Raw genomic sequence first — 18,840 nt, forward strand, 5'->3', positions numbered from 1 at the left:
GCGGGCGAAAAGTTGAGAGGTGGCGCCTCTCCCGCGCGGCATTATCCCCCTGAAGTGGGAGGTTTCAACCAGAGAATTTTCGATGACGCTCCGCAGGCGACTGATCGACTGAGGTTCGGTGACCTAAAGCCCCGTCTGACGCTGCCAGTAGCCGGTCATCTCCAGATAGCCGCGTCCGATCTCGATCTCGTCTTCGATGAGACGCGACGCGCCCTCCCAGTAGACGGCCCCGGTGGAACGCCGTCCGTCGAGTTCCTGATCGTCCATCAGCGGGCGCAGCGCGAACCGCCGGCCATCGATCTCGATCTCCCATTCGACCGGATAGTCGGCACCGGTGCGTGGCGACTGCCAGCGACGCAGCGGGTTGAAACGCACCTGTGCGGGCGTGAGGATGCGGATCCTGCCATTGGCCTGCCGGAACGTGCCGCCGGCCCAGAGCGGCGAGCCGTCGCGCTGGCGCATCTGAAAGGCCATCAGTGAGCCGCCGTCATGCAGATTGATGCCGATCCAGTCCCAGCCCTGTGCCGTCTCGGGCAGGATCTCGCTCGACCATTCGTGATCCAGCCAGGCCCGTCCGTTGACCGTCCGCTCGGCATCGGCGAGCCGCAGCCGACCCTGTACTGCAAGCTGAGGCCGGCTGTAATAGTGGCTGGCGTTGGCCGGGGCCGGGGTCTTCTGGCTGAAACCGTTGCGGCCATTGAGGACCGGCGGGCCGGCGGGGGTCAGGGTCAGATCCAGCGCGAAGTCGTCGGCGTCGATGCGGGTGCGATAGGTCTCGTCTTCCAGCATCAGATCCCAGTCGCCGATCCAGGCATGGGTGTGCCCGGTCGCGGCGCCGGACAGCGGCTCCAGCGCCCGTTCGGCGCGCTCGGCATGGATGAGATGCCCGGTGACCGGATCGGCGATGGCGGCATGGGCGAGGATGAGCTGACGCGGGGCGAAGCGGCTCGGATTGTCCGCGCCGATGCCGGTGCCGACGCGAAAGAAGGTCACCTGAAAGCCGCGCTCGATCCCTGCGTCATCGGTCAGCCAGCCGGTGATGTACCACCATTCGGTGCGGTAGTCGGGATGCGCGCCCGTGTCTTCGGGAAAGACTGGCTGGCGCCCCTCCAGCACCGGAGCAAAATCGGCGGCCTGCGCCGAGACGATCAGCAACAGGGCCAGCGCGAGACCCGCCCAGCGGTTCAGGACATGACGAGTGGGCCGGATCATCACCAATCCTCCCGCACCGCCAGCACGGCATCCTGACGCATCGCCTGCGCGCCGGCCAGACGGGCGGCGAGCGCGGCGAGCAGGATCAGCGAGAGGCCGAAGACCAGCAGCGCGACAACAGGCAGTTGCAGATCCATGCTCCAGCGAAAGCTCTGACGGTTGACGACCTCGATCAGAACCAGGGCGATGGCTCCGCCCGCCAGCAATCCGACGCCCATGCCGACAGCCGCAGTCAGCGCCGCTTCCACGCTCAACAGGGTGCCGATCTGACGGCGCCGCAGACCCAGATGACGCAGGATGCCGAATTCCTTGCGGCGGCTGGCGGCGAGTGCGGCGAAGGTGGTGCCGATGCCGAAGAGTCCGATCAGGACCGCGACGGCTTCCATCAGATAGGTCACCAGAAAGGTGCGATCAAAGACCGCCAGGATCATGGCGCGCAGTTCACCCGGCAGGATCATCTCGCTCGTCTGCTCGCCGAGGGTGGCGCGGATCGCCGTCATCAGGGTTTCGGGTGCGGTGCCATCGGCCAGAAACAGACCCAGATCATTGGTGAGCCAATCATTGGTCAGCGCCCGGTAATCGTCCAGCTCGATGACGACCGCGCCTTGCTGACGGGCGTAGTCGCGCCAGATACCGGCGACCCGGAACGGCTGGAGCCGGTCGGCCAGCGGCAGCGCGAGCGGATCGCCGACCCCGAGCCGCAGCCGGTCGGCCAGCGCCTCCGAGATCCAGGCGGGATGGGCGTCATCCGATCCTGTCGGCTGAAGCGAACCGGCGACGAGCGGCAGACCGTTTCCCGTGCGCACCGGACGCGCGATCAGCGCAATCGATTCACGCATCGGGTCGAGCCGCAGGCTGGCGAAACGCACCGGATAGACATCGATAACCCCCGGCAGGGCGGCGATCCGGGCGACCGTCTCGGGATCCAGATAGCCGCTCGCCGTCGCAGCGGAGGCGCGCAGATAGAGATCCGCCGGCAGCATCCGGGTCAGCCAGCCGTCCACCGAACTACGGAACGAATCGACCATGATCGCCATCGAGACCGCGAGTGCGACGCTGGCGACGACCCCGGCGCCGGCCACCACCGCCTGTCCCGGCGCGGCGGCGAGACGCGCGCGTGCCAGACGCAGGGTGAGCGCACGCGGCGCACCCAGCCGGCGCATCGCCCAGAGGGTCGCGCCGGGCAGGATCAGGATGGCGCCGATGAGAACCAGCAGCACCGCCAGATAACCGCCGACCGACACGCCGGCCAGCGGCGGCGGCAGACAGAGCAGCGCGGCGAGGATCAGGCACAGGAGCGCCGCGCCCCAGCGCGGCTGTGCCCGATAGACCTCGGCCTCATCGCCGGCCCGCAGGCCGCGCGCCGGAATCATCCGCGCCGCCTCGCGCGCCGGCAGCCAGGCACCGCCCAGTCCCGCGAGCACGCCCAGCGTCAGATAGACCAGCGTCAGGAGCGGCTCGAAACGCAGCGTCGGTGCAATCCCGCGAAAGAAGCCCGCGCCCAGATCGCCGCCGATCAGACGGAAGGCCAGCGCGGTCAGCAGATAGGCCAGCGTCACCCCGATCAGTCCGCCGATCAGTCCGAGTACGGCGCCTTCGGCGAGCAGACCGCGCCGGAGACTGGCGCGGTCGAGTCCGAGTGCACGCAGCAGGGCGAACTCCTGACGCCGCCGCACGACCGCGAGCAGTTGGGCCGAAAAGACCAGAAAACCGCCGGTCAGGAGTGCGATGGCAGCGAGCATGGTCAGATTGACCCGATAGGCGCGCGACAGTCCGGTGACCTCGGACTCGGCGTCGTCCGGGGTCAGGATGGCGACGCCGGGCGGGAGCAGGTCAGCCAGCCGCCGTTGCGCCTCGCCGCGCTCGATTCCGGGGGCGAGCCGCAGATCGATCCGGGTCAGCCGACCGATGCGGTCGAAGACCTGCTGCGCCGCGCCGATGTCCATGACCGCCAGTATCTGACCGACCCCGGCGCCCGGCACCGAGCCGCCGATGCGCAACGCCTGCTCGCGCACGCCGATCTGCACCGTCAGGCGGTCTCCGGCGGCGAGTGCGAGCCGGGCCGCAGCGGCGGGGCTGAGAAAGAGCGCATCGGGCTGGAGCGGTCCCAGGCGGTCGATGCGCTCGGTCGGCGTGCCGTCTTGGACATCGGTCATCGGCAGCAGCGACGGCGTCACCTGCGCCACGCGAAAGAGATCGATGCCGAAGATGCGCAGGGTCTCGTCGCGCCCCGGCAGACGGGCCTCGATCTCCAGGACGGGGCTGGCTGTGGCAATGTCGGGATGTCGGGCGAGCAGCGGATAGAGTGCGTCGTCGAGACCGGCCTGCGAACCGACGATCTGGAGATCCGCCGTGCCGCTCAGGAGTCGGATGCCGCGACCGAATTCATCCAGCGCGGCGGAATGGATGAGCTGGACCGTGAGCCCGAGCGCCACGCCGAGCGCAATGGCGAGCAGTGAAAGTGAGGTAGCGAGCGGGCGGCGCCAGAGACTGGCGAGAAAGACATGCCGCAGGGCCGCGTTCATGCCGCGACCAGTCCGTCCCGGGTCAGGCGCAGCACGCGGTCGGCATGCGTGGCGGCGGTCGGTGAATGCGTGACCAGCAGACCGATGGCGCCAGCACTGTGGATGGTCTCGAACAGGAGCTCCAGCACCCCGGTCGCGCGCTCGGGATCAAGGTTGCCGGTCGGTTCGTCGCACAGCACCAGCGCCGGTTCGTGCACCAGGGCGCGGGCGATGGCGACCCGCTGCATCTCGCCGCCGGAGAGATGACGCGGCCAGTCGTCGGCGCGCGCACCTAATCCGACCCGCTCCAGCATGGCGCGGGCGCGCTCGCCCGCTGTCCGGTCGTCCAGATCGAGCAGCCAGAGCGGCAGGGCGACGTTCTGCGCCAGGGTCAGGTGCGGCAGCAGATGAAAGGACTGAAAGACGAAACCGAAATCGCGCCGTCGCAGACGCGCGAAGTCGTCCTCGTTGAGTGCGGTCAGCTCGGTGTCGCGCAGCCGGATGCGACCGCCATCCACCGGTTCCAGACCGGCGAGACAGTTGAGCAGGGTCGATTTGCCGACCCCCGATTCACCCATGATGGCGACCGACTCGCCGGGCGCGAGCCTCAGCGAGACCGCCTGGAACAGTGGGTGTTCAGAGACGCTGCCGAAGCGTTTGGACAGATTCTCGATGGACAGCATTATCTGCCCGGACGCACCAGGGCACCCAAGCCAACGGCCTCCAGCGCCTCCAGCAGCAGGCGGCGCACGGCCTCCGCGTCCTCGCATTGCAGCGCGACCTTGAGCACCTCGCGGGCGCGGGCGCGGCTGATGCTGCGGATCACCCGCTTGATGCGCGGCAGACTGCCCGCCCCCATGCTCAGGCTGTGCACGCCCATGCCGAGCAGCAGAAAAGTGGCCAGCGGATCGCCGGCCATCTCGCCGCAGACGCTCACCTCGCGTCCGTGGACGCGCGCGCCGGTGAGGATCTGGAGCAGGGCGCGCAGGATCGCCGGATGGAATTCATCATAGAGTTTGGCGACATGCGGGTTGTTGCGATCCACGGCGAGCAGATACTGGGTCAGGTCGTTGGTGCCGACCGAGAGAAAGTCCACCCGCCGCGCCAGCGCCTCGGCCTGATAGACGGCCGCCGGCACCTCGATCATGACCCCGACCGGGGGCATTTTGACCTGATAGCCTTCCTCCAGCAGCTCATCGTGGGCGCGATGGATCAGCAGCAGCGCGTCGTCCACCTCGTTGAGCGTGGTGATCATGGGCAGCAGCAGCCGCAGATTGTCGAGCCCGATGGAGGCGCGCAGGATCGCCCGCACCTGGGTGAGAAAGATCTCGGGATGATCGAGGGTGATGCGGATGCCGCGCCAGCCGAGAAAGGGGTTGGCCTCGTGCATCGGAAAATAGGGCAGGGGTTTGTCGCCGCCAATGTCCAGGGTGCGGATGGTCACCGGGCGGGGCGCGAAGATTTCGAGCACATGACGGTAATTGGCCATCTGCGCGCTCTCGCCCGGAAAGCTGTCGCGCACGATGAAAGGCAGTTCGGTGCGGTAAAGCCCGACCCCGGCGGATTGTTCGATCCCGAGCGGGCGGCTCTCCGAGACCAGACCCGTGTTCAGATAGAGCGGCACCAGATAACCGTCGGTGGTCTCGGCGGGGAGATGGCTGAGGGTCTGGAGCTCGGTGGTCAGCGCGGCGTCGTCTTCGGCGAGACGCAGATATTCGGAGCGTACCGCCGGCCCCGGCGAGACATAGACGCGCCCGCGATAGCCGTCCACCACCATCTCGCGTCCCTCGATGCGTCCAACCGGCAGATCGGCGACGCCCATCGTCGCCGGGATCCCCATGCCACGGGCCAGGATGCCGACATGCGACGAGCCCGAACCCTTGGTGGAAACGAGACCGACCAGCTTTTCGCGCGGCACCTCGGCGATCTGCATGGCGCTGATCTCCTCGCCGACCAGGATCGTCTGCGGTGCGTACTGAATGGGCGCGGCGGTCAGGTGTTGCAGGTGCATGAGGATGCAGCGACCCAGATCGCGGACATCCGACGCCCGCTCGCGCAGATAGGCATCGTCCATGTTGTCGAAGACCCGCGCATGCTCGGCGATGGTCTCGCGCAGCGCGCCCGGCGCCCAGTTGCCGGTGCGGATGCGCGAGAGCGTGCCGTCGATGAGCGTGTCGCTCTCCAGCATCAGACGCCAGGCGTCGAAGAGCGCCATGTCCTCGGTGCTCAGGTGCGCCTGGGTGCGGGCGGCGAAACGGTCCAGATCATTGGCGACATCGCGCACCGCGCGCCGGAAGTCCTCGACCTCCGCGTCCGGGTTGTCGGGACGGCGATCCGGCACCGCGTCCAGGTCCGCCGGCGGATAGACGACCACCGCCTGACCGATGCCGATCCCCGGCGAGGCCGCCAGGCCCGGCAGAAAGCGCTGCGGGATGCCGTCGTCCTGGAGTCGCGCCAGCTCGCCGCTGGTACGGGCGAAGGTGATGGCCCCGGCAAGCTGCGAGGCCAGGGTCATGACGAAGGTGACTTCGTCCTCCTCGAAGTGACGCCGCCGACGCTGGCGCAGCACCAGTACCCCGAGCACCTTGCGGTTCTGGATGATGGGCGCGCCGAGAAAGCCGTGATAACGCTCCTCGCCGGTATCGATGATGCACTCGTAGCGCGGATGGGTCGCGGCGTCGTCGAGATTGATCGGTTCGGCGCGCTCGCTGACCAGTCCGATCAGTCCGCGTCCCAGTTCCAGACGCACCCGGCCCACCGCATCGGCGCGCAGTCCCTCAGTCGCGTGCAGGACGTGCAGCCGGTTGTCGAAATCATTGAGATAGACCGAGCAGACATCCGCACCGACCGCCTGTTTGACGCGGTGCACGATGATCGATAGCGCCTGCTCCAGATCCTGGGCGTTATTGACTTCCTGAACGATGCGACGCAGCGATTCAAGCATGCGGGGGACTCATCCGGTGATCGCTTTTGACAGGATTCTTTAGCCGCCTGTTTTCAATCCTGTTCATCCTGTAAATCCTGTCTGATTGACAAATTGTTAGGAGGTTTCCGGGAAAGTTCCTACCAGAGTCAAGGCTCCAAATGGACAGGATGAACAGGATTTCGCAGGATTGACAGGAGACAAACCATCGTTTTCTGAATCCTGTCCATCTTGAAAAATCCTGTGAATCCTGTCCATTGACGTCCTCGCCGTGGGTAGATTGTTTTCAGGAAATCACCTTAACGGGTCCGCTCCCCGGTCAGGGGAGCCGCTGACGCAGCAGTCCAACGGCGCGGGGATAGGGCTCCTGGCGTTCCGGCGGGCCTTCGGGATAGAGGATCGGCGCCAGTTCCTCAAGCGCCTGGAGATAGACCCGGCGCTTGAAGTAGACGACCTCATGTAAGGGCTGCCAGTAGCGAACCCAACGCCAGGCGTCGAATTCGGGCTTGTCGGTGCTGTCGAGACAGAACGCCTCTTCGCTACAGTTCACCCGCAGCAGAAACCAGATCTGCTTCTGGCCGATGCAGGTCGGGCCGCAATGACGCCGGATATAGCGTTTGGGAAGGTGATAGCGCAGCCAGCCACGGGTGGAGCCGAGGATGGTCACATGCCGTGCCGTCAGCCCGACCTCTTCTTCGAGTTCCCGATACATGGCCTGCTCGGGGGTCTCATCGGCATTGATGCCGCCCTGGGGAAACTGCCACGCATTTTGGCCAACGCGGCGCCCCCAGAATAGCCGGCGATCCCGATTGCTCAGGATGATGCCGACATTGGGTCGAAAGCCGTCATGGTCGATCACAAGGAATCATGTCCTGTTGGCAGGTTCTGGCCCATTTTTCCATATCCGGCTCGTTGCCGGCAAGCTGATCGCTACATAAGCAATTACCAATCAAAGATTTGCCGCCATCTGGTCGGAACCGGTCAGACGGGCGGCGGCGGAGCGGCTTGAAACGCAAGGTCAAATCCGCGAATATCGCCGCCTTTTGGCGCTGTCTCGCGATGGCATGACGGGATATCCGTGCGTCAATCAAATGAATCCGCCATGCCCGGCGGGGGGATGTCTGGACATGGCTCTCGCAATCTTTGATCTCGACAACACCCTGCTCGGCGGTGATTCGGACTATCTCTGGGGCGGTTTTCTCGTCGCCGAGGGTATCGTCGATGGCGACAGTTACGCGCGTGCGAACGAGCGCTTCTATCGCGAGTACCGGGACGGTACGCTGGATATCGATGAATTTCTGCGCTTTGCGCTGCGTCCGCTGCGTGATCATCCCCGCGCGCTGCTGGAGTCGCTGCGCGAGCGGTTTGTCGCCGAACTGATCGAGCCGATCATGCTCCCGGCGGCCCGCGACCTCATCGAGTCGCATCGCGCCGCTGGCGACACCCTGCTGATCATCACCGCCACCAACGCCTTCGTCACCGCGCCCATCGCCGCGCGCTTCGGCATTCCGCATCTGCTCGCGACCCTGCCTGCCGAAGATGACGAGGGCAACTATACCGGCGAGGTCGCGAGTGTGCCGACCTTCCAGCAGGGCAAGGTCATCCGGCTGGAGCAGTGGCTTGCCGAACAGCGTCTGGATCTGACCGGGAGCCGTTTCTACAGCGACTCGCACAATGACCTGCCATTGTTGGAACGGGTCGATCACCCCGTTGCCGTCGATCCCGATCCCCGGCTGCGCGCCATCGCCGAAGCGCGCGGCTGGCCCGTCATCTCGTTGAGATGATGGCCTGGATGTGCCGCATCCGAATTTCAGGTTGAGCATTCATCCTCCTTCACCAGTCCGTCATCGAACTCACATACGCCTGCAACAGTCGCGACCTACCATTGCCCTCCAACCTGTTGGTTATCTTTATTCGAGGGTCTGCAATGGTCGCTACTGCCCCAGCCTTGGTCGCCAAGCGCGGCGAACGTCTTTTCGTCGAACTCGCCTCTTCCGTGCAGGAGGTGCGCGAGGCTCAGTCCCTGCGCTACCAGGTGTTCGGCGAGGAGATGGGGGCGCAGCTTAAGGGCGGGGCGGGGCTGGATGTCGATGAATTCGATGAGGTGTGCCAGCATCTGCTGGTGCGCGAGAGCCAGAGCGGTCGCGTCGTTGGCTGCACCCGTCTGCTGACCGACGCCAGCGCCCGGCGTCTGGGGCGTTTCTACTCCGCGAGTGAGTTCGAACTCGAACCGGTCGCGGCGCTCAAAGGGCGTCTTCTGGAGGTCGGTCGGACCTGTATCGCGTCCGAATTCCGGCAGGGCTCGGCCATTGCGGTGCTCTGGTCGGGTCTGGCCGGGTTCATCCATCTGCACGGCTTCGATTATCTGTTCGGCTGCGCCAGCATTCCGCTCGGCGATCAGGACATCCAGGCAGCGGCGATCATGAACCGGCTGCGGCGGCAGGCGATGGCCCCTGAGCATCTCCATGTGCGCCCGCGTGTGCCGCTGCTGACCACCCTGGCCGATGAGGACACGGTCGATGCCCCCCTGCCGGCGCTGCTGCGCGCCTATGTCCGGCTGGGCGCCAGGGTCTGCGGCGAGCCCTGCCGGGATCCCGCTTTCGGCGTGGCCGACGTGCTGATGCTGCTCGATGTCCGTGAGCTCAATCCCAGCTATTCGCGTCATTTCATTGACCGGCTGACGGATGCCTGAGATGCCGATGTGGCTCACCTCGATTTGGCGCAGTCTGCGGGTCGTCGAGCATCTGGCGACGGGCATTCTGATCGCCGTCTTCATCAGTCTGCGCACCCGGTTCGACCAGCCTCCGCCGTGGGTGCCGCGCGCGGTGAGCTGGTGGCAGCGCCGTCTCTGTCGCGCGCTGGGGGTGCGGCTGCGGGTCGAGGGTCGCATTGAACCGGGTTGCCTGCTGATCGGCAATCACATCTCCTGGCTCGATATCCCCATCGTCGGGACGCAGGGCGAGATCGGCTTTCTCGCCAAGTCGGACGTGCGCGGCTGGCCGCTGATCGGCTGGATGACCGAGATTGCCGGCACCCGCTTCATTGCGCGCGGTGGTCATCAGACGGGTGACATTGCGGCGAGTCTGGTGGCGGATATCGCGGGCGGGCGTCCGATGATGATCTTCCCCGAGGGGACGACGACCGACGGTCGCACCCTCGGCCATTTCCATTCACGACTCTTTCGCATCGCCCAGGGTTCGGGGATCCGGATTCAGCCTGTCGCGATCCGTTACCGTGCGGGTGAAGATCCGACGCCGGACCATCGCGTCCCCTATGTCGGCGAGGATACCCTGATCGCCAATCTCTGGCGGCTGGTGCGTCACCCTGATCTGGTCGCCTGCGTCCAGTTTCTGCCGCCCATCGCGGCAACTGAGGGCGATTCGCGCCGTGCCCTGGCTGAACAGGCGCGGTCGGCCATTGTCGATGCGCTCGCGCTGAATCCGCGCGGCGCCGGTCAGTCAGCTCCTGGCGTGTCGGCGGAGCCGATCGCGTCTCCCGGCGCATCCGCCGCCAACTGTCTTGAACCGCAGCCGGTCCTGACATGATGCAGCGGCTCAACATCGCCATCGTCACCGAGACCTATCCGCCCGAGATCAATGGCGTCGCCAACACCATGCTGCATCTGGCGGAAGGTCTGGCGGAGCGGGGACACCGGATGCAACTGGTTCGTCCGCGCCAGCATGCCGATCGGGACCAGTCCGCGACGGGTTCGATCACGCCTTATCTGGTGCCCGGTCTGCCGATTCCCGGTTATCACGGGTTGCGCTTCGGGCTGCCGGTTTACTGGCGTCTGCGTCGCAACTGGCATCGCAGCACGCCGGATCTGGTCTATATCGCCACCCAGGGACCGCTTGGTCATGCGGCGCTGGCCGCTGCGCGGGCGCTGAAAATTCCCACGGTGACGGGCTTTCATACCCAGTTCCATCAATACAGCCAGCATTACGGGCTGGGCATCCTGACCCATCGGATCGCCGATACCCTGCGTCATTTTCATAATCGCTCGGACACCACGCTGGTGCCGACCGTCGATTTGCAGACCGAACTCTCTGCGGGCGGCTTTCAGAATGTGCAGGTGTTCGGTCGCGGCGTCGATGTCGAGCGTTTTTCGCCCGTCTGGCGCGATCCCGATCTGCGCCGCGCCTGGGGCTGCGAGGATGACACCCTGGTCGTCCTCTATGTCGGACGGGTCGCCGCCGAGAAGAATCTGGATCTCGCCCGCGAGTCCTTTGCGGCGATCCTGTCCGACCGGCCCGATGCCCGTTTCGTCCTGGTTGGCGATGGGCCTGAACTCGCGCACCTGCGACGCGATTTCCCGGATTTCATCTGCACGGGATCAAAGATCGGCGCGGAACTCTCGGCCCACTATGCCTCGGGCGATCTCTTTCTTTTTCCCAGTCTGACCGAAACCTTTGGCAATGTGGTCACCGAGGCGATGGCGAGCGGTCTGCCGGTCATTGCCTTCGATTATGCGGCGGCCCATGCCCATATTGAGCCCTGGGTGAACGGCGTGACCTTAACGCCTGGTGATCGCACGGCCTTTATCGCCGCCAGTCGTCAGGCGGCACAGGATCAGGCGAGCCGGCGACAAATGGGAGAGGCGGCCCGGCAGACCGCCGAGGGCATCAGTTGGGAACGGGTTCTCGGTGTGGTCGAGGAGCGTCTTTTTGAAGTCATCAACCGACAGCGTGGAACGGAGGCAGGTCATGCGACTCTGGCTGCAACATCTGAATGAATTCGAGGCGTCGGCCTGCCGTATCTGGGGTCGTCCGGGGCGGCGTCAGTGGCTCCAGGGGCCATTTGCCGTGGTCAGCCGTCTCGGCGACGGGGTGTTCTGGTACAGCCTGATGCTGGTGCTGCCCCTGATCTATGGTCTGGAGGGATTTCAGGCCAGTCTGCACATGGCGGCGACCGGCGGCATCGCGCTGGCGCTCTATAAATCGCTCAAAGGGGCGACACGACGTCAACGTCCCTGCCATTATGCGAGCGACATCGTGAACCTGGTGGCGCCGCTCGACCAGTACAGCTTCCCGTCCGGCCATACCCTCCATGCCGTGAGCTTTTCAACCGTCGCCATCGCCTATTTTCCGCCACTGGCGTGGCTGCTGATTCCGTTCACCGTGCTGGTCGCCAGCTCGCGCGTCATTCTCGGCCTGCATTATCCGAGCGATGTGCTGATGGCCACCCTGATCGGGCTGGCGCTCGGCTACGCCAGTCTTTCACTGATTGCCTGACAGCAAAAAGCCAGGCTTGGCGCCTGGCTTTTTTACGCTTCGGAAACGGCTTTACTGGGCTTGATTGGGTGCGGGTGCAGCAGCGGACGGAGCCTGCGGAGGCATTGGCGGAACCGGTGCGGCATAAGGAGCGGCATAGGGATAACCGCCGCCATAGTAAGGGGCGGCACCATAAGGTGCGCCGTAACCGCCGTAGTAAGGCGCATAGCCGCCGTAGTAGGGGTTGCTGTAGCCGTAACCATAACCATCGCCGCGACCATATCCACGACCGTAGCCGCGACCGCCGCCGCCCATGCTCATGTTGAAGTCGCCGTAGCCGTCGCCGAACATATCGCCGAGGCCATTACCATAGCCGGAGCCGGGTCCACCCCAGCCCGGACCGCCCCAGCCCGGCCCCCACCACGCGGAAGCGGAAGCGGAAGCACCCAGAAGCGCGGCAACTGCAACAGCCGTAGCAAATTTTTTCATTTTTCTCTCCGATCAGGTTTTGAGGTTGACGGCAGGCGTGGTCGCTGTCTGGATGACCACATGAGGAGTTTATATTAGCAAATGATTAAATACAAAATTATCTTTTTGCCAGCCGCCAGCCGCCAGTGCGAATGAATTCGCACCTAAGCGTCCGCCCCATCCAATCGCCGTCTGATCCTTGTCAGATCCTCCCACGCCTTGGCCTTTTGATCAGGCGAACGCAGCAGGTAGGCCGGGTGATAGGTCACGCGCAGCGGAATGGCTGATGGCCCGAAGCTGAACCAGCGTCCACGCAGCCGTCCGACCGTCACGTCTGTTTTCAGCAACTGCTGGGCGGCAATGCGCCCTGCCGCCAGGATGACCCGAGGCTGAACCAGAGCCACCTGCCGCAGCAGATAGCCTTCGCAGTGCAGCACCTCGTCGGCGTGCGGATCGCGATTGCCCGGCGGACGGCATTTGAGCACGTTGGCAATATAGACCTGCTCGCGGCTGAAGCCGATGGCGGCCAGCATGCGGGTCAGCAGTTGTCCGGCCCGTCCGACGAACGGCTCGCCCTCACGATCCTCGTCCGCCCCCGGCGCCTCGCCGATGATCATGAGATCCGCATCGCGCCTGCCGACGCCGAAGACAGTCCGGGTGCGGGTCGCGCAGAGTCCGCAGGCACGGCAACCGGTGACCGTGGCCTCCAGCGTCTCCCAATCCATGCGTTCGATGGCGTTTCCTGGCCTGTCGCTGGCGGGGGGCAGATGGGCGATGGCGTCCCATGCATCCAGCAGGGCGGGCGAGCAGCCCGATTCATCGAACCGATCGAACGGCATCGGGTCAGGTTCGATTTCAATCGGAGGTAACCGTTCAGCCCCCCTCCCCCCGGCCCCCTCCCGCGAGGGGAGGGGGAGACGCTCAAGTTTGGTTTGAACGGGCTCGGGAGGGCTGGGGAGAGGGGGCGAAATCGGCTCGGGTGCGACTGGCGCGATCTCGATCTGATCCGCGACCGCCGCCAGCGGTGCGCGCCGCTCCCAGATCGTCACGCCCAGTGCATCCAGATAACCCCGTCGCCGCGCGTCATCCATCGATCGGCCCTCAGACATCACCACTCTGCGGATGGGCGCGCTCGGCCGGGTGCAGGATCTTGTTGCAGGCATTGAGATACGCCTTGGCCGAGGCGATCAGAATATCGGTATCGGCACCCTGACCGTTGACCACGCGCCCGCCTTTTTCCAGTCGTACCGTCACTTCGCCCTGAGCGTCGGTGCCGCTGGTGATGGCGTTGACCGAATAGAGCTTGAGTGTGGTGCCGCTGGCGACGATGGTTTCAATCGCCTTAAAGGTCGCATCGACCGGCCCGCCGCCAGTGGCCGAGCCGGTCTGTTCCACCCCGTCGAAGGCCAGCACCAGATTCGCGCTCGGGATCTCGCCGGTCTCGGAGCAGACGTGCATGGAAATCAGCTTGACCCGCTCGTTGGCCGTTTCCAGCGTGGCGTCGGTCACCAGCGTCTGGAGATCCTCGTCGAAGATCTCGTGCTTCTTGTCGGCCAGATCCTTGAAGCGGGCGAAGGCAGCGTTGACCTCTTCCTCCGAATTCAGCACCACGCCCAGCTCCTGCAAACGGGCGCGGAAGGCGTTGCGTCCCGAATGCTTGCCCAGCACCATGCGGTTCTCGCTCCAGCCGACATCCTCGGCGCGCATGATCTCGTAGGTCTCGCGATGCTTGAGCACGCCGTCCTGATGGATGCCGGATTCGTGCGCGAAGGCGTTGGCCCCGACGACGGCCTTGTTCGGCTGCACCGGGAAGCCGGTGATGCCCGAGACCAGACGCGAGCAGTTCATGATCTGCGTGGTGTCGAGCCGGGTGTCGCAGTCGAAGAGATCCTGACGGGTGCGCACCGTCATCACGACCTCTTCCAGCGCCGCGTTGCCGGCGCGCTCGCCCAGACCGTTGATGGTGCACTCGACCTGCCGCGCCCCGTTGCGCACCGCCGCCAGTGAGTTGGCGACCGCCAGGCCCAAATCGTTATGACAGTGGACCGAGAAGATCGCCTTGTCCGCATTCGGGATGCGCGCGCGCAGGGTGGCGATGAGCGAGCCGAACTGATCCGGGATGTTGTAGCCGACCGTGTCCGGGATGTTCAGGGTTCTGGCACCGGCATCGATCACCGCCTCCAGGATCCGGCAGAGGAAATCGATCTCGGAGCGTCCGGCGTCCTCGGGCGAGAACTCGACATCGTCGGTATGGTTACGCGCCCGTCTGACGGCGTGGATCGCCTGCTCCAGCACCTGATCCGGCTGCATCCGCAGCTTCTTCTCCATATGAATGGGCGAGGTGGCGATGAAGGTATGGATGCGTCCGGCATTGGCGCCCTTGAGCGCCTCGCCCGCGCGGTCGATGTCGGCGTCCAGCGCACGCGCGAGACCGCAGATCCGGCTGTCTTTCACCGCCTCGGCCACCGCCTTGACCGCCTCGAAATCGCCGGGGCTGGCGATGGGGAAACCGGCCTCGATCACATCCACGCGCATTCGCTCCAGCGCCTTGGCAATGCGCACCTTCTCGTCGCGCGTCATCGAAGCCCCAGGGCTCTGCTCGCCGTCGCGCAGCGTGGTGTCGAAGATGATCAGGTGGTCTTTGGCGCTCATGTGGATGGATCTCTCGATGTGACGGCAGATGACAGCGGCCCATTGTAGGCCATCAGCGGCAGGGTCTGGGATCCCACGCCGTCGCTCATCCGATCGATGAATCCGGATTCAGGGCTGTGGTCGCCAGCCAATCCGCCCTACAATGACCCCATCATTCCAACCTTGCTGCATCCGCTTATCATGTCCGACTCTGAAAATTTCGAAGATCTCCTCAAACAATTCGACCAGACCCATCCGCAGACCCAGAAGGGCGAGCCGGCCATCGGCGACAGGGTGCGCGGCACCCTGATCGCCATCGGCGAGGACTGCGCCTTTGTCGATCTGGGCGCCAAGTCGGAAGGGCGGCTCGACATCGCGGCGCTCAAGGACGCTGACGGTCAGCTCAGGCACGCGGTGGGCGATCTGATCGACACCCAGGTCACGGGCAAGGATGAGGACAGCGGTATGCTGCTGCTCGGCAGTCAGCAGGGGCACAAATATCACGGCATCGATGAGGTGGAGCACGCCTACCGCCAGAATCTGCCGGTGCAGGGACAGGTGAGTGCCGCCGTCAAGGGTGGGGTCGAGGTGCAGGTCGCCGGCCTGCGCGCCTTCTGTCCGGCCTCCCAGATCGACATCCGTTTCATTGAGGATCTGTCCGAATTCGTCGGCCAGCGCTTCGATTTCCGCATCACCAAATTCGAGGGCGGTCGCCGGCCCAATCTGGTCGTGTCGCGCCGCGCCCTGCTGGAAGAACAGCAGCGCATCCAGGCCGACGCCTTGCGCGCTCAACTGACCGAGGGCGCGGTACTGACCGGCAGGGTCAGCTCGCTTCAGGATTATGGCGCCTTCGTCGATCTCGGCGGTCTCGAAGGCATGATCCATATCAGCCAGCTTGCCTTCGGTCATATCAAGCATCCGAAGGAAGTGCTGACGGTCGGTCAGCAGGTCGAGGTGAGCGTGCTGCGCATCGAGCCCTCCACCGATCCCAAAAAGCGCGAGAAGATCGCGCTGTCGATCCGCGCACTCAGCCGTGATCCCTGGCAGGATGCGCTCGACAGTTTCCCCGTCGGCACGCGCGTCAGTGGCAGGGTGTCCCGTCTCCAGCCTTTCGGTGCCTTCATCGAACTGGCACCGGGTGTCGATGGACTGGTGCATATCAGCGAACTGGGCGCCGGTCGGCGGATCAATCATCCGAGCGAGGTCTTGAATCCGGGCGATCAGGTCGAGGCGACCGTACTGGGCGTGGATCTTGAGCGCCGCCGTATCAGTCTCTCGCTCGATGAGAAACGTCAGGGGGGCGAAATGCCGGACCCAAGCACTTTTGCACCGGCGCCCGCGTCCGCGTCCGCGAAGGCGCCTGAAAAAGCCGTCGGGAGCTTTGGCGCGCTTTTGCAGGAAAGCCTGAAAAAAAATCGCTGACGGTCAGCTTTGCCAGTCGATTCCAGGGTGCGGCATGCAGCGTCGTGATTTCATCAGAGGCTTTGGCGTCAGCTCCGTCGCGCTGGGCGCTGCCTTCGGCGGCATCGGGACAGCTCACGCCCGGACCGAATACAAGTGGAAGCTGGTCACGACCTGGCCGACGAATTTTCCCGGTCTGGGGACCGGCGCCAGCCGGCTGGCGGCATTGATTGGCGAGATGAGTGGCGGACGCATCGAGATCCAGGTTCACGGTGCCGGGGATCTGGTGCCCACGTATGGCGTCTTCGACGCCGTTGCGCGCGGCGACGCCGAGATGGGGCATGGCTCGGCCTATTACTGGAAGGCCAAAAGCCCGGCCACTCAGTTTTTTTCCAGTGTCCCTTTCGGCATGCCGGCCCAGAAGATGAACGCCTGGCTCTATTTTGGTGGCGGTCTGGAACTCTGGACCGAACTCTACGGACGGTTCGGTCTGATTCCGGCCCCGGCGGGTAACTCCGGGGTGCAGATGGGCGGCTGGTTCAATCGGGAAATCAAGTCGGTCAAGGATCTCAAGGGACTGAAGATGCGCATCCCCGGACTCGGCGGCGAGGTGCTGGCGCGCGCTGGCGGCATCCCGGTCAATCTGCCCGGCAGCGATCTGTTTGCCGCACTCCAGAATGGTCTGATCGATGCCACCGAGTGGGTCGGTCCCTACAATGATCTGGCCTTCGGACTCTACAAGGTTGCCAGGTACTACTATTATCCCGGCTGGCATGAGCCCGGCACCGTGATGGAGGCCATCCTCAACAAAGCGGCCTACGAGGCGCTGCCGACTGATCTTCAGTCGATCATCATGAATGCCTGCAAGGTGGTCAATCAGGAGATGCTGGCCGAATACACCGCCCGCAATCCGGTCGCACTGCAAACCCTGATCGCCAAACATGAGGTGACGCTGCGACGCTTTCCCCATGACGTGATCGTCAGACTGCGTGCGCTCACCGACGAGGTGCTGACCGGGCTGGCGCGCAAGGACGAATTATCCGCCCGTATTTACGCCTCTTACCGGAAATTTCAGACCCAGTCGCAGGACTGGGACGAAATCTCTGATCTGGCCGATCGACTGGCCCGCGATCCGGCGTGATTCCAGTTGCCGCCTGCGGTCGCGAAGCGCGGTCACTCGCCCTTTATATCCATGTGCCCTGGTGCGTGCGCAAGTGTCCCTACTGCGACTTCAATTCGCATGTCAGCGCCGGGGCGCCACCCTTCGATGCCTATGTGACCCGGCTGCTGGCCGATCTGGACGACGAGCTCCGCGCGCCGACGGCCCAGCGTCCGCTGGCATCCATCTTCATCGGCGGTGGCACCCCGAGCCTCATGCCGGGGGAGGCGATCCGCCGTCTGCTGGATGGCGTCCGCTCGCGCCTGGAGCTGGATCCGTCCGTCGAGATCACCCTGGAGGCCAACCCCGGAACGGCGGATGCGCGGCGCTTTGCGGCTTACCGGGAGGCCGGGGTCAACCGCCTGTCGCTCGGGATCCAGAGTCTCTCACCGGCGCATCTGGTGCGACTCGGACGTATCCATGATCCGGCGCAGGCGCGGCGTGCGATTGTGCTTGCGCGTGCTGCCGGGTTCGACAATCTCAATCTGGACGGCATGTTTGCCCTGCCCGACCAGACCCTTGCCGAGGCCGCCGCAGACCTGGACGCACTGCTCGATCTCGCGCCGGAACATCTCTCCTATTATCAATTGACCCTGGAACCGGATACCGCCTTCCACGCGCAGCCGCCGTCACTGCCTGACGAGGATCTGGCCGCCGACATGGCGGCTCAGGGACGTGAAAAACTGGCGCTGGCGGGCTACCGTCAATACGAGGTCTCCGCCTATGCCCGTGCTGACCGGCATTGTCGGCACAATCTCCATTACTGGCGTTTCGGCGACTATCTCGGGATTGGCGCCGGAGCGCATGGCAAGCTCACCGAGCGTGACTGGGAGGGCGGGTTCCGGCGCATCCGGCGCACCGCCAAAGAGGCCGATCCGCACCTCTACCTGCATGCGCCGCTCAATGCACTGGCCAGCGACCGGCGCGATTTGACCGAGTCTGACTGTGTCGTCGAGTTTGCCCTGAACGCCATGCGCTTGACCGACGGCTTCGAGCGCCATCTCTTTACCGAGACGACCGGACTGCCCTGGTCACGGATCGCCCCCACGCTGGATGCCGCCGCGCGCGACGGACTGCTCGACCTCGCTCCTGACTGGATCCGCCCGACCCCCTTGGGTCGCGTATTCCTCGACGATCTGGTTGCCCGCTTTGCCTGAAGACACCGTTTCAGGGGATTTCCGGGCACAAACCTGAAGTGCCGGGCAGGCCGGCATGATGCGTGTCAATCCGGCTTGACAGTCAGTTCTATACTCATTATTGACATTTCAGTTTGAGACGGGCACATTCAGCCCGACCCAAATTGTGCAAATAATCGGCAGCCCCCTGCCCGGA

16 protein-coding genes are annotated in these 18,840 nt (G+C 64.8%); 8 read left to right on the forward strand and 8 right to left on the reverse strand.

What is annotated here, in order from left to right; translation table 11 throughout:
* Positions 1-123: 123 nt before the first annotated feature.
* The 5 genes from EDC35_RS06340 to EDC35_RS06360 all read right to left on the reverse strand — a co-directional run bounded on the left by EDC35_RS06340 (position 124) and on the right by EDC35_RS06360 (position 7,498).
* A complete protein-coding gene (locus EDC35_RS06340) occupies positions 124-1,212 on the reverse strand; it encodes a lipocalin-like domain-containing protein (protein ID WP_132976408.1) in 1,089 nt (362 codons plus the stop codon).
* Complete coding sequence (locus tag EDC35_RS06345) at positions 1,212-3,737, reverse strand: FtsX-like permease family protein (protein WP_132976409.1); 2,526 nt, start codon at positions 3,735-3,737, stop codon at positions 1,212-1,214. Before EDC35_RS06345 ends, EDC35_RS06340 begins: the two co-directional genes overlap by 1 nt.
* Positions 3,734-4,399 (reverse strand): ABC transporter ATP-binding protein, encoded by a 666-nt coding sequence (locus EDC35_RS06350; protein WP_132976410.1) that lies wholly within the window; start codon positions 4,397-4,399, stop codon positions 3,734-3,736. Before EDC35_RS06350 ends, EDC35_RS06345 begins: the two co-directional genes overlap by 4 nt.
* Positions 4,399-6,660, reverse strand: coding sequence for a phosphoenolpyruvate--protein phosphotransferase (ptsP, locus tag EDC35_RS06355; protein WP_132976411.1), 2,262 nt, complete (start codon positions 6,658-6,660; stop codon positions 4,399-4,401). Before ptsP ends, EDC35_RS06350 begins: the two co-directional genes overlap by 1 nt.
* Positions 6,661-6,958: 298 nt before the next feature.
* Positions 6,959-7,498: an RNA pyrophosphohydrolase gene (locus EDC35_RS06360; RefSeq protein WP_132976412.1), complete on the reverse strand. Its 540-nt coding sequence runs from the start codon at positions 7,496-7,498 to the stop codon at positions 6,959-6,961.
* Positions 7,499-7,766: 268 nt separating this feature from the next.
* Between EDC35_RS06360 and EDC35_RS06365 the strand changes: the two genes are divergently transcribed.
* The 5 genes from EDC35_RS06365 (at position 7,767) to EDC35_RS06385 (ending at position 11,870) form a co-directional block, all read left to right on the forward strand.
* Positions 7,767-8,423: a histidinol-phosphatase gene (locus tag EDC35_RS06365; protein ID WP_132976413.1), complete on the forward strand. Its 657-nt coding sequence runs from the start codon at positions 7,767-7,769 to the stop codon at positions 8,421-8,423.
* Between the two features lie 143 nt (positions 8,424-8,566).
* Positions 8,567-9,331, forward strand: coding sequence for a GNAT family N-acetyltransferase (locus EDC35_RS06370; RefSeq protein WP_132976414.1), 765 nt, complete (start codon positions 8,567-8,569; stop codon positions 9,329-9,331).
* A 1-nt stretch (position 9,332) separates the two neighbouring features.
* A complete protein-coding gene (locus tag EDC35_RS06375; protein WP_243651482.1) occupies positions 9,333-10,184 on the forward strand; it encodes a lysophospholipid acyltransferase family protein in 852 nt (283 codons plus the stop codon).
* Positions 10,181-11,371 carry a glycosyltransferase family 4 protein gene (locus tag EDC35_RS06380; RefSeq protein WP_132976415.1) on the forward strand — a complete coding sequence of 397 codons (1,191 nt, stop codon included), beginning with the start codon at positions 10,181-10,183 and terminating at the stop codon, positions 11,369-11,371. Before EDC35_RS06375 ends, EDC35_RS06380 begins: the two co-directional genes overlap by 4 nt.
* Positions 11,343-11,870, forward strand: coding sequence for a phosphatase PAP2 family protein (locus EDC35_RS06385; protein WP_132976416.1), 528 nt, complete (start codon positions 11,343-11,345; stop codon positions 11,868-11,870). The genes EDC35_RS06380 and EDC35_RS06385 overlap by 29 nt, the downstream gene beginning before the upstream one ends.
* A gap of 51 nt (positions 11,871-11,921) precedes the next feature.
* Here the strand turns inward: EDC35_RS06385 and EDC35_RS06390 are convergent, their stop codons facing one another.
* The 3 genes from EDC35_RS06390 to EDC35_RS06400 form a co-directional block, all read right to left on the reverse strand.
* Positions 11,922-12,338, reverse strand: coding sequence for a sulfur globule family protein (locus EDC35_RS06390; RefSeq protein ID WP_132976417.1), 417 nt, complete (start codon positions 12,336-12,338; stop codon positions 11,922-11,924).
* Between the two features lie 143 nt (positions 12,339-12,481).
* A complete protein-coding gene (locus EDC35_RS06395; protein WP_243651495.1) occupies positions 12,482-13,426 on the reverse strand; it encodes a uracil-DNA glycosylase in 945 nt (314 codons plus the stop codon).
* The gene (locus EDC35_RS06400) at positions 13,419-14,969 is read right to left on the reverse strand and encodes a 2-isopropylmalate synthase (protein WP_132976418.1); all 1,551 of its coding nucleotides are present in this window, start codon (positions 14,967-14,969) and stop codon (positions 13,419-13,421) included. The genes EDC35_RS06395 and EDC35_RS06400 overlap by 8 nt, the downstream gene beginning before the upstream one ends.
* A gap of 180 nt (positions 14,970-15,149) precedes the next feature.
* Between EDC35_RS06400 and EDC35_RS06405 the strand changes: the two genes are divergently transcribed.
* Genes EDC35_RS06405 through hemW form a run of 3 tightly spaced genes read left to right on the forward strand, consistent with a single transcriptional unit; the run spans position 15,150 to position 18,665 of the window.
* The gene (locus tag EDC35_RS06405; RefSeq protein ID WP_132976419.1) at positions 15,150-16,370 is read left to right on the forward strand and encodes a 30S ribosomal protein S1; all 1,221 of its coding nucleotides are present in this window, start codon (positions 15,150-15,152) and stop codon (positions 16,368-16,370) included.
* Between the two features lie 34 nt (positions 16,371-16,404).
* Positions 16,405-17,490: a TRAP transporter substrate-binding protein gene (locus tag EDC35_RS06410; RefSeq protein ID WP_132976420.1), complete on the forward strand. Its 1,086-nt coding sequence runs from the start codon at positions 16,405-16,407 to the stop codon at positions 17,488-17,490.
* Positions 17,487-18,665 carry a radical SAM family heme chaperone HemW gene (gene hemW, locus EDC35_RS06415; RefSeq protein WP_132976421.1) on the forward strand — a complete coding sequence of 393 codons (1,179 nt, stop codon included), beginning with the start codon at positions 17,487-17,489 and terminating at the stop codon, positions 18,663-18,665. Before EDC35_RS06410 ends, hemW begins: the two co-directional genes overlap by 4 nt.
* Positions 18,666-18,840: the final 175 nt, after the last annotated feature.

This window comes from Thiobaca trueperi, from assembly GCF_004342175.1.
Lineage (GTDB): Bacteria > Pseudomonadota > Gammaproteobacteria > Chromatiales > Chromatiaceae > Thiobaca > Thiobaca trueperi.